Annotated in this window: 5 protein-coding genes and 1 pseudogene; 4 read left to right on the forward strand and 2 right to left on the reverse strand. The window is 66.0% G+C overall.

Features of this window, described 5'->3' with window-relative positions:
* Positions 1–170: 170 nt before the first annotated feature.
* Positions 171–719: pseudogene (locus tag DSC45_RS35185) on the reverse strand (IS5 family transposase); the annotation flags it as partial.
* Between the two features lie 4,170 nt (positions 720–4,889).
* Here DSC45_RS35185 and DSC45_RS35195 point away from each other — a divergent pair.
* The 4 genes from DSC45_RS35195 (at position 4,890) to DSC45_RS36005 (ending at position 10,611) form a co-directional block, all read left to right on the forward strand.
* Positions 4,890–5,783 (forward strand): ParA family protein, encoded by an 894-nt coding sequence (locus tag DSC45_RS35195; RefSeq protein ID WP_119296121.1) that lies wholly within the window; start codon positions 4,890–4,892, stop codon positions 5,781–5,783.
* A gap of 592 nt (positions 5,784–6,375) precedes the next feature.
* Positions 6,376–6,762: a hypothetical protein gene (locus DSC45_RS35200; protein ID WP_162929449.1), complete on the forward strand. Its 387-nt coding sequence runs from the start codon at positions 6,376–6,378 to the stop codon at positions 6,760–6,762.
* Positions 6,763–7,225: 463 nt separating this feature from the next.
* Positions 7,226–7,744, forward strand: a complete 519-nt coding sequence (locus DSC45_RS35205) for a hypothetical protein (protein ID WP_119296123.1) — start codon at positions 7,226–7,228, stop codon at positions 7,742–7,744.
* Positions 7,745–8,178: 434 nt separating this feature from the next.
* Positions 8,179–10,611, forward strand: coding sequence for a sbcc family protein (locus tag DSC45_RS36005; RefSeq protein WP_162929450.1), 2,433 nt, complete (start codon positions 8,179–8,181; stop codon positions 10,609–10,611).
* 846 nt (positions 10,612–11,457) lie between these two features.
* On the opposite strand, the gene DSC45_RS36990 is transcribed toward DSC45_RS36005, so the two are convergent.
* Positions 11,458–11,883 carry a hypothetical protein gene (locus DSC45_RS36990; protein WP_119296125.1) on the reverse strand — a complete coding sequence of 142 codons (426 nt, stop codon included), beginning with the start codon at positions 11,881–11,883 and terminating at the stop codon, positions 11,458–11,460.
* Positions 11,884–11,965: the final 82 nt, after the last annotated feature.

Here is an 11,965-nt window from a genome sequence, read left to right on the forward strand (position 1 = left end):
GCCCGGCGTTGCGCCGGACCGGACGGTGGCCGGACCTCTGATCAGCGTCTCCGACGGACACCCCGCGGGCCCGGTGAACACCACCCCCCAGGTCATGCCTTCGACAGGGGGCAACAGTCATGCCGGGCCCGGAGGCCAGTGGCCCTCTTGCAGGACCGCAGAAAACATGACGGGGCGCCCCGACCCGGCCGGTCGAGGCGGATACGGTCCATGACGGCTTCGAACTGGGTGCAGTCGTCGACGTTCCCGCCGGTCAGCGTGAAGGCGAGGGCGCCTCCCCTGCCCGGCGCAGACCAGGTGGATCTTGCTGGTCAGCCCGCCTTCGGACCGGCCGATCGCTCCGTCCTTCCAGAGCCCCCTTCTTGAGCCCCGGCCGCGTGCGGCTGGGACCCGCGCGGTGGTCGAGTCCACGCAGACGATGTCCAGCCCTCGGCCCCGACCGCGCCGGAGTGCTGCTGGACATGAGCCGGCAGACGGTCCCAGGTCCCGTCAGCCGACCACAACCGGAAGCGTTCGTAGACCGTCTTCCACGGCCCGAAGGGTTCGGGCAGGTCCCGCCATGCCGCACCGGTGGACAGCTTCCACAGAATCCCGTTGACAATCTGGCGCCGGTCCCGCCCCGGCCGCCCGATTCGCCCCCGCGCCACCAGCGGCCCGATCAACGCCCATGACTCATCCGTCAGTTCATGTCGACGCACCACAAACAGAACAACAAACAACCGACTTCCGGACGCGGCCTAAGAATCCACCCACGTCTTCGGTGTCGGACCCCACGCCCCCTCCGGGGGCGTTGACGGTGCCGGCCACGGCAGTGCCTGCGGAGTCTCGTTCCCCGTCTGCTCCCCACGCCCGCGGGGATGGTCCTGACGACGCGCCCCATAGGGGGCACAGTCCTGCTGCTCCCTGAACCCACAGAGATCGCGCCTCCTATCTGATAGACGACACGGCGCCGCCGATCGATGCAGGCGCACACAAGCACGACTACTACGAGGTCGGCCGCGGGGAATCCGAGCAGCCACGTCGCAACATCTTTGACCTGGCAAACGACCCACAAGGCCAAACATGACGTCATGGGGGCATTACCTCGAATTCGGGACTCGTGCCGCTCACAGAAGGGCGGAGCACTGCTGAAACTGTCGCGCCAGTCCTCTCCTCGGTCGACACCTGCTCGATTCGGTGACGGGCACAGACGCTACGGAATGGCAGAGACGGACGGGGACATCGTTGACCGCCGGCCGTGCCTGAGCAGGTGGCCGGCTTCGGCTGGCTGGAAGTGCTGGTCGCCGCGACGACGCGCATGCTGCCGTGCTCGACACGGCAGGGTTTGCACCGCCCGTCCTCAAGGGCCGGGCCTGTCAACAGGATCCGGCACGCGCAATCGCGGCACGCTCCGCGCGGCGGGCCTTTCGGCCTCCGCGGCGCTCGCAGCGCATCCGAGGCTGTTGCGGGGCCATCGTCGTCTCGGACCTTGGTGGCCGAGCAGCCAGAGCTCCGTCCGGCACCGTCGCCCCGGAGGGCGTATTTGCCCTGACTGATTTGTGCGCAGATCTCGCAGGTCCTTCCACTGGACCAGAGGATTCCGGCTTCGCAGTCGGGGTGCCCGCAGCCCCAACGTGGCAGGGCGACTCCGAGCAACCATCGGCCCGGGTCGCGGACATTCGACAGCAGGACTTTGGCCAGCCGCGCGGTAAGACGGTGCTGCAGCCGTTCGGGGGCCGTGCCCGACTTGAGTTGCCGGCCCACCTCTCGGGCGATCTGCCGCGCCACGAAGGTGCTGGTCACCTGTCTTAGCAGCACGTGGGCTGGCTCCAGGACGGCGTAGATTTGCGCGCTCATGGTCAGCTGCGGGCCGTCGTACGGACCCCGGGCACGCCTGCTCCGGCTACTGCGGTTCTTCACCTGCGCGGCAGAGGGATGGTTTTGTCCACCCGCGCGTAGCGCGAGACCGCCCCTGGCACCCCTGTGCACGTCTTGATTACAGGCAGGACTTCCCAGAGACAACGCCCGCCTACATACGGGTACTTCGCCTACGGCGGGTGAGCCAGGCGCTCCCTCGTTGGGTGAGTCAGTCCTAGGTAATTCCCTAGACGCGAGGGATCCCTCACCAGTTTGAGAACCCGATCCCTCACGAGCTTGCGAATTGAAGGCGAGCTCCTCTGCCTCACGCACGGCCGTTTCCGGCCGCTTCAGGACACTGTCGGCTGTGTCTGTGGCGGTGCAGCGAAGGGACGCGATGTCGTGGGCGATGAACCGGTGGCGGCCCCGGGCGCCGGCCCGTCGCTGTACCGTCAGCCAACCCGCCGCTTCCAGTTCGTCGACAATTGCGCCTGCCGCCGTGACAGACAGCGACTTCCCCGCGCGTCGGCCCGAGTGGTGGGCAAGCCCGGAGGCCAACTCTGTCTCTGTCAGGCCGATTCCGCGCACCTGTGCGTACGCGATCAAAGCGAAGGCGCGCAGCTGCCGGGGCGTGAGGTCCTCCGCGGCCGCCACCGGCAGCCACACGAACTCCTCGACTCGTATCATCGGCCGCAGCGTCCGCACCGCCGACTGCCCCCGACCACCCGGCAGCGTCCGCCGAACCGAACGCAGCTCCACTACGCCCCCGGGCCCTGGCCGAGACAGCTGTGTCATACCGCGCTCTGCCGAGGCCCGCGAGATCCCCAGATACGACGCGATCGTCGCGGACCTCGCTTGGCACCCTTCCGGCCGTGACGCCAACGCTTTCACCTTCACGTACACCGACAGCGCCACGTCCTGGTAGTCCGGCGCAGCGACCAGCCGCATCGGCACCCTCACCCGCTGAGTACGCACCGATCCGGAACCGATCGCGTCAGCCGGCACAGAACCGGCCCGGTCCCTCATGGGGGCAGCGTCGATCGGTTCGCTGCGCGGCGCCGGTTTCAAGGCCTGCGCCGAAGCGGTCACTTGGCCCATCCGAACAACGGCGCAGCATCATCCATCCGGAGACCATGATCCCGCTCTGACGGCCGGTGGTCTTCGGCTCCCGCCCGACGAGAGCTGGGCATGCTGGGGCGGGCGTTCGACGGCACGAGCCAACGCCAGTGCTTGCACGCAACCTCTGCTGCTGCGGCGTTGGCGCCGCGCAGCGCGGGTTGCGGACCCTGCTCGGATGCGGTGCGCCTGCTGCTGATTTCTGTCTCCATGACTGACGCAAGGAGTATGAGAGCACGATCTGTGACAGCCCGGTCAAGAGGGGGCGCTGCGGCCTGGGTGAGGCACGTTGTTTTGTCTTGGGGAGCCGTCGGTTCAGTGGCGGGATCGTGGCGCCAGGGGGGTGCAAGCACTGCGCCCCAGGGCGCAGGTGTGATCGGTCTGCTGCACATCGCCGTCGGCTGTGCCTGGCCGCTTCGGATTCCTCTGCCCGAGTAGCCTCCCCCGCGCTAGGTCGACTTCACCGGCATCAGCAGTGCCACTCCACCGTCAGCAGGGTTCTGATGGACGCCGAGCAGTGGGCTGATGATGGCTGCAGGCGGCTCGGAAGCCAGCTCAACGAGAGCGGTGTTGTGGCCCATGGGCGGCCGGTGCCTTGCGGGCGGAGGCTGCGACCGGCTGGCTGCGGCTTAGATTTCTGGGCCGGAAGCGGCCCCGGAGGAACTCCTCAGCCGTGGCCATCTCACGCGTGTGGAGCGTTCGGATGTAGTCGTCCAGAGGCGGCGATCAGAGCCGTTGCCACCCGAACGAGAGCAGCACTGTGCTTGAGATGTCATTCACGTGAATGACGATCAGGGCGACGATATGGAGCAATCACTGGCGACTACTACAGAGGATTGTTCGGCATGGCAGTGCCACGCTCTGACAGTGATTCGATGGCTCCCTATATGGCTCTGACCTGCATGTTATGCGCATAGAGATGCCTATGGATAGGTAGATGGATGCACCGATAGCCATGCCGATGATGATGGTCATGTTGATGCCTATAGACAGGCTGATGGATAGTCCCAAGAGGAGGCTGTTAGTAGTTCTCTACGCAGTTCTGATAGTGATTACGATGAGCCTTCTGATAGTTGCTCCCTAAGCGCTTCCCTCTCTCCTTCCTATGCTCCCCCCTTCGTTCGGCGTGACCTTCCTTCCGTCGTTGCTTTTCCCACTCCCCGCGTGACCACTTGATTGCGCCCCCTCACGACCACTGCCTCCTCTTACTACGAGACTGAGTACTGAGCCCCTAGCCTCTCTTCGTCTTCCCGCTCGCTGTTGCATCCTTCGTCTACTCCTTCGATTCTTCGGTCCGTCGCTCCTTACTTCGCTAGTTCGCTCCGTACTTGGTTACTTGTGACCGTCCGTAAGTACGTCACTAATTGGGGTAGTTCCTGGCTAATAAGCAACTTCAGTAGCTCCTCTGCTCCGTGCGCGTGTAACCACGTACGTACTCCCGCCACTATTCACGCTTCTTGGTAAGTGGCTCCGGTCGAAACTTCTCGCGCTCGTGCGTCTTCAGGTGCCATCTCTCTTCGCTGCCTCACCGCGCACCGACTTGGCTTTCGAGCTGAGGCTGTGGTCCATGACGTCCTTACGGCGAGAAGGCAAGACGTGATGCCGTACGTCACTGCGCTCTCGGCGCTCTCTCCGCGTGGCCTGGGTCGCCCGTCCTGCGCTCCGTGACGTGTCGCGTAGGTCCGCTCGAACGTGGTTGCGGACCGATCGCGCTGCGGCCCTGCCTCTGCGCCTAGCGCCACACATAGAAAGTTGGCCTCGTGCGACACGCGGGTACGTCGCATTCGCAGTCGTACCTGTTATCGTCTGCACGTCCTGGCAATTTGCTGACAGCACAGTTGGCGGGCGTACTTGGTGGACTCGAAGGCCCTGGGACCGGGGCGTGGCTGTAGCGGCTGGTGCGCTCAACTTCCCTTCGTACGAGGAGAGATGTAGCGGTGATTCGACTCGCGGTCGTCAGTCAGAAGGGTGGTCCAGGAAAGACGACCACCGCGGTCAACCTAGGAACCGGTCTGGCCATGGCCGGCAATGACGTAGTGATCGTGGATGTCGAGCCTCAGGCGCAGGCCGGGGCCGCTGTGGGTGTGCGCCTTGATCCGGTGTCCGACAAGCATCTGTCCCTGGGGCTCAAGTTGCAGATGGCCGCTCAGGGGCTCAAGACGAGTGTCGACGACATCCTCCTGGACCGCAGCGAGATCCTTGCCAAGTGGAAGAACCACGGGCGGCTCGAGGTGCTGGCGGCCGAGCAGGAGACGATGGTGACCGCCCAACACATCCTGCACAGCCAGGGCAAGGGGCGAATGGGGGCGCTGGACGATCTCCTTGAGTCGATCGATGACCAGTTCGACTACGCGATCATCGACACTCCGCCGGCTGTCCAGGCGCTCAACGCCGCGGCTCTCGCCGCTGCTGACTACGCGGTGACGCTGAGCTGGCCGAAGCACCAGACGCTGGAAGGTGCCGTGGCGATGCGTGCCACGATCGGGCGCATGCATGCTGACGGCGGCGAAGGGCCCAAGTTCCTCGGCACTGTGCTGAACATGGCTCACCCGGTGGGGGACTGGACCACCGAGGAGATCGAGGTCCGGGACATGCTCGTCGACGCGGGTCTCTCGCCGTTCGTCACGGAGATCCGGGAGAACAGCCGGATTTCACGGAGTTACGACTCCGGGGTCCCGTCGGTGGCGGGCTTCGCTCGGCACGACTGCGGGAAGCGCTACGCCAACCTCCTGAAGGAGGTGCTCGTCCGCATGGATGCACCTGAGTCCGAGTGGGAGATCGCACCGTCGGCATCGGAGGTCCTGGACGCGATGGAGAGCGCAAGTGTCTGACGCGGCCAACTCCTCACGGGCCAAGGCCAAGAGCCCGAAAGGCGCGGACGCGCCCGATCAGCCGTTCGCTGAGATCGGCCGGAGCTCAGATGGACCGCAGCGTCCGCGTCGCCGACGAGGGACCAAGACGCCGGAGGAACGGCGGGCTGCTGCAGCTGCCTTGACCGCGCAGGGGCAAGGTGTGGCCGGCGCGAGCTTCATCGGTTCATCCGGTGCTGCTGAGGCCAGTAACCTCGCCGAATCATCGCAGGCGCCGCCCGCTGCAGCTGCCTCCGCTCCCTCGCATCCTCCGGCTCCGCCGGAGGATGCGAGGGAGACCGAAAGCCGAAGGATCACGGTCCCTTCACCGGCCAGCGCCGAGCCCGAGCCCGAACCCGAGCCTGCGTCCGCTCCAGTCGCTGCCCCGGAGCCGGCCCAGCCTGAAGTGCCCGCTGCACAGCCTTCAAAGCAGCCGGCCAAGCCCGTCAGCAACGGAAGGCGAACCGCCAGGTCGCGGAACAAGGGAGTCGCGCGGGAGCAGATGCACCCGCTCCACCAGAGGCTTCACGCGTCCTTCGAGGATTCACGTTCACGCTCGCACGAGTACGAATCAGTGAGCGCCAACATGGTGCCGCAGATGTGGCAGCACCTCCTCAACCGGATCTCTGAGGACCGCAAGTCCTCTGGCAACCGGGAGTTGGCCCGTGGTCACTACATGGACATCGTGATGCTCGAGGCGCCCCTCGATATCGATTACTTCCGTGAGTCGTACGGCGAGTTGGTCAAGCGGTTCGGGGGGCAGCTTCCCAAGGGTGGCAAGACAACGATCCGCCTGAGCCCGGAGGGTGCGGAGAAGCACAGGGCGATCAAGGATGTCTGCGACGCTGAGGGCTTCTCCCGTAAGGGGCTGTTCATTCACTCTGCCCTTCTGCTCGGCTTCCTGGCGAAGTTGAAGGACGCCGGAGAGCTGCCTATGGAGGAGCTGCCGCCGCTCCTGTGACAAAGCGATGCTCCAATGTGGTCGAGGGCCAGCCGTGATCGGCTGGCCCTCAGGCGTTTTCGGGCGGTGCGACACGCCGTCGGGACCAGCAATCTTGTCTGCTTTCACGGCTATTGGGGTGGCTCGAGGTGTCCGGAGGGGCCTCAGGGGGCTCGGTTCCAGGTCCGTTGTGGCTTCTGTGATGCAGCCAGCGGGCCGGTTCGCGACGTGGTGACATCGGCCTAGTCTGGTGTTCTGACCTGGTGTTATGCGTATGGATATGCCGATAGTGGTTCTCATATGCGTTCTCATGGGTGGCCTTATGGGAGCTCCTTCCTCCCTCCTCATCCTTGGTGTTATCTGCCAGCCTTCCAGTAGGCGTTCCTATGTTGCTGACAGCGAAATAACTGTGCTGAGTGAGCTAGTGTCAGCAGCGTTGTGATTGGTCTCGAACCCAAGGAGCACGTCCATGCCACCGGCCCGAGTGCTAAGCCCCAGCGCCGTCGCGGCCGCCGCAGAGCTCAACCCGAGTTGGGCCTACCGGGCGCAAGAGGCACAGGTCCTGGGGGACCCGTGCTACCCGGCCGACGTCATCGTGCTCAAGGTCTACCGCGTCATCCTTCCGCTCGTCTGGCCCGACCGTCCGCGCCCGCGTTCCGAGAAGCAGGTACTGGACTTCTGGCAGACCGCGGCGCTCGAGGCCGCCCGCAACGCCGTCACGGACGAGGAAACAACCAGAGAGACGACGATGTACGTCCTTCAGGGGGCTACCTACATCGTCCACACCAGGGAAGCCCGGGCACTGCTGGAGAATGCCTCACCCGACGGCAACGACCCATCTCTGCTTGACGGTCAAGCAGTACTCCGGCTCCCCATCGGCGTGTGGATCGACGACCTGGCCCCCCGCCTGGCCCGGATGAACAACCGGGCGCCCCGGCGCGGCGTCGCTGCCAAGGCCGTCAAAGGCAAGAAGTCGCCCACCATCACACGCCCCACGGAATAGCCCGGAGCCCCCAACGCCCAGAGGCCTGCAACCACATGACGTCACACCGTAGGAAGCCAAACAGACCGGATCGCACAGCTCCACACGCGATCGCGCTGCGCGCTGCCTACAGAAACCAGCTGGCCCGGGATTGCGGAATCCCGGGCCAGTCCTGTCAAGGAGGTGAGTGCCCCTAAGAGCTGAATACCGTCGCGTGGCCGGCCTCCCTACCTCCCCAGGCGGTGTGCCGGTTGGCGATGGGCGTTGTCCTCGTTCCTCCTCGACAGGAGCAGATCATAGCTACCCGTCCGAGGGCTGGCTCAGGCATGCCTGATGGCGGCCGGAAGCCGCAAGCCCAGAACACCCCAAAGACGTACACTCCCGTGCGTTCGGCGCCGGGGCGCTCGTATCCCGGAGTCCGAGCAGCCGGCGAGCCCCTCCAATTGACCCGTTCGATGCGCAGTGCTCTCGCCGCGGCAGTGCACACGCTGCTCGGCGATGCCCGACTCGTCGCAGCCCCTCCGGTCGTGCGACTGGCCGCGGTGCTCCTGTTGGCCAAGGCGCCTTCCAAAACGTCCCAGGTGCGCATCACGTACCGGGACTTGGCAGGCTGGCTGGGCTGCTCGATCTCGCACGTCGGTCACACGGTCGTGCCCGGCTTGAAGAAGGCAGGGGTGGTCGTCAGCACGCCGGAGCGCGAGGCCGGTTACACCGTGGCGGTACTCCTGGACCTGCAGCCGTTGAAGCAGGCCCGCCAGGACGGTGTCGCGCACCCGTTGGCGCTGCTGAACCAGCGCGATCTCGCGACGTTGCTGAGGATGTGTGAAGCGGTGTCCTGCCCGGGCTGGGAGCCGGAGGGCAAAGCTGCAACACCTCCCGGGTTCATGGCGGTTCGCCGTGGCAGGGACGCGGCCATCGACCGTCTGACGATGCTGTTGCTCGTCCTGGAATGCCGTACGAACGGGCGGGTGCGTATGGCACCCGGTCGGGTTGCCGAAGGCTACGGCCGTGCTGACGCGACGGTGGCACGGCTTGTGGGTTGCACCGTGGCGGATGCGGTGATGGTGGTCAACCGCCTGATCGAGCTGGGAGTTGTGGAGTTCGGGCATAAGAACCGTGACCGACTGCGGGTAGTTCCCGTCACGCAAGCACACGTACGGGCCCGCACAACGACAGCCCTGACATTGGAGTCCGAAGCGGCGCAGGCGGCCGACGGAGAGAAGTCCAGCAGCGAGCGGCCAGCGGGCCCAGACGCCCGATCCTGCCCGCGCTGCGCATCGTGCTCTGAGACCGGCGCGGGGGACACCGGGCTCCTGCCTCTCTCCGGGGACGGCTGGGCGCAGGAGAGCTTCGATGACATTCTGAGCGAAGAACCTGGTAGTGCATTCAGGGAACAGATCCCGGCTGCCCGAGAGTCTGTCCAGGTCACAGGGAGTGCAGAGGCATCAACACCTGAAGTTGATGGTGCACGGTCCCACACGGTCCACCCACTTGAGGTTGCTCCCCGTGGATTCTCTCCAGTTGGTATTAGGGGCTTTTCCGGCTCTGCCGATTCTGGTTGCGACGATCAGCCGGAGCGCACGCGCGGGAGCGAGGACCAGACCAGCGCACCTTCCCAGGCTGCAGAACACGACGAGACGTGGCCGAGCCCGCTGCGCGGGGAAAAGCCCAAGCACCTGTCATCAACGTCTCGTCAGCCCGGCGGGACGGCTGCAGCATTCGGTATGACGACGGTGCCGAGCGACTTGCGTACCGTCCTGGCACCGGTCGGGCTCTGGTGGAGGCAGTTGGAGCGGGTGTCGACGTCCAACTGGCTCGCCAAGGCAGTTCGTACCGAGCTGCAGCGGCTGAAGAGCGTAGTCGGGCCTGAGATGGCCGCACACGTCCTGGCCGGCCGTCTTCAGCGCCGTGTTGAGCAGGACTCCCGGCCGATCCAGAACCTGGCCGCGTGGTTGCAGCACAGAGGACTTCCGCAACGCCCAGGGTGCTGGTCCTCGCTGTGTGACGACGGCATCCGCATGGACACTCACGGGTCGTGCTCGAGCTGCGACAGCCGCATCGCAGACCTTCGAGGCCTGCGCCATGCGGTCACCGCGACCGTTGCCGCGCGCTATCCGCACCTCACCGCCGAGGATCGCCGGCCGCTCTACGAGAAGGAGTTGAAGGAGGCTTTCGCCCTCCAGGTCGAACGTACGGCCCGCCAGTTCGAGCGAGAAGCCGAACAACGCCGACGACTTGAGCAGCGGCTGAAGGAAGACCGGGAGCACAGGGCTGAGCAGAAGGCAAAGCAGGCGGCCCTGCCGTGCACACGGTGCGGAGAACCGGAGGCAGGCGGCCTCTGCCCAAGCTGCACTCTCGAAGCGAATACCCGGGCCCTGGTCGAACAGGCCGTCGACATCGTGCTCGCCGTAACGGTAGACCCCGCGGACGCCCAAGCTCTCGCCGAACTCACCACCCGCGTCGAGCACGACACGTGGGCCCTGGTGCGAAAGACCACCGCCTCCTCGTCGGAACAAGCCGTAGCCGGAGTCTGCGACGCCTACGAGCAGTACCAGCGGGCGCGGCAACTGCTGGATCAGCGCCGCCGACGAGCGCTGCGGGCCCTGGCTCAGTCACCTACGGCTGACACTGAGGCCGCCCACGTCGAGCGAGCCGCGCAGCGCGACACCTGGCCGTTGAAGGAGGAGTCGCAAGCAGATGCCAGGAAGGCCGCGGAGACCGCGCGCTCCCGCGTAGCTCACGACCTGCTGGCCGAATTCCTCAGCGATCTGCGTCAGTGTCGAGCTCAGACGAAGGAGCAGGTACGTTCCCGGTCGTGGGCGGAGCGGCTGGCGGAGCTCGACGACAGGCCACAGGCCGTGGCCATGCAGGCAGGGAGCGTTGGCTGAGCGTAAAAGCTGTCGCCGCCGCGCCTTACGTTCGCCTTCAAACGAAGGAGCGGGGCGCCGAACTTAACCTGGAATTTCCGCGGGCTTGGTCGGAGGGGACATGCAGCGCAGGGCGGTCTTGATAGGTGGGATAACTGCCGGAGTTGCGGCCCTAATCTCCGTAACTCGGTCGCCGGGCCCCGAGGGGCGGACCGTGCCAGAAGATGAAGGGTCGCCCGCTCCCGGAGGTGAGTTCCGCCCAGACGTCACCCCTACACGCATGCCGGTACGGCGGCCGGGAGACGAGCGGGGTCGCGCTGAGTTCCAACAGCCGGAGACTCCCGAGCAGTTGCGCCGGCGCATTGAGTACCTCGCGGAACTTGAGGAAGGCCGCTGAGCCGTTGACGCACGTACGGGTCAGGCACTGTGCACTGCCCCAGACCAGTGGCACGGCGAAGTGAGGGTGGGGGCTCAATGGACCCCGTCTGGCGTCGAGCACGCAGGATCTCTCGGCTTCATGCTCCGGGCACCGTGGGTGAGGGGAACCCTTAACCTCCGTGGGTGAGGGTTCCCCTCACCCACGGGGTGCTATCCGGTGCTGGGGAAACGCCCTTAGGGCCCGGACCTCATTCACTCAGAACGACGTCCCCGCAGCTGCCGCGCCGCAGCGGTCCTTGCCCGCCGTGACGTCGCGGGGGAGTTGCCCCGGACACGGATCGGCCGGCTGCTCCCACGGACCACCACACGAGACGAGCTTCGCCCGCCGGGCTTCGGGTGGGTCGTGGCGCCAGATCGTCCCGCCGACGACCGCGATCGAGCGTCGACAGGCGGCGCGAGGAATGGCTCACTGCGATCGCGGCTTCTCGGCTACTGGGTGGCCGCGCACTTTTGGTGGCCCCAGCCGTTCGGGAGCTTCGCGATCGTCTCCCCGACTTGGTACGAGTCGCCGCAACGGCAGCGCCCGGGGAACTTCGCCTGCACCGTCACTACCCGACTGCGCGGTGTGCTTGCCCCCGAACCACGAGCTGCCGCGGTCTCCTTCTGCGTGGGTTGGGTCGCCGCCGGGGGCGCGCCGTTGGGGGTATGGCGCTGGCAACGGCCGCCGCCGGTTGCGGTGTTGCAGCGCTTGCCCTTCTTGTTGACCGCGCCGCACTGCAACTCGGGGTCGTGGACGTGACACCAGCCGGAGGGACCTGCCTCGATCGGGCAGGGTTCGCCCTTCTTGGTGATCGCGCGGCAAGCAATCTTGGTGGACTTGATGTTGGAGAGCATGGCCTCCACGTCGTCGCTCATCGCTGCTCCAACATGTCGCCGATCATCTCGGCGAGCGGACGGTGGCCATCGGCTGGGGCGCTGCTCACTTTTCGAGGCGGTC

This window comes from Streptomyces sp. YIM 130001, from assembly GCF_003574445.1.
Lineage (GTDB): Bacteria > Actinomycetota > Actinomycetes > Streptomycetales > Streptomycetaceae > Streptomyces.

Excerpts from the sequence above, each read along its gene's own strand:
- DSC45_RS36005 (WP_162929450.1), top strand. The coding sequence starts at position 8,179 with ATGCGCAGTGCTCTCGCCGCGGCAGTGCACACGCTGCTCGGCGATGCC.
- DSC45_RS36990 (WP_119296125.1), bottom strand. The coding sequence starts at position 11,883 with ATGAGCGACGACGTGGAGGCCATGCTCTCCAACATCAAGTCCACCAAG.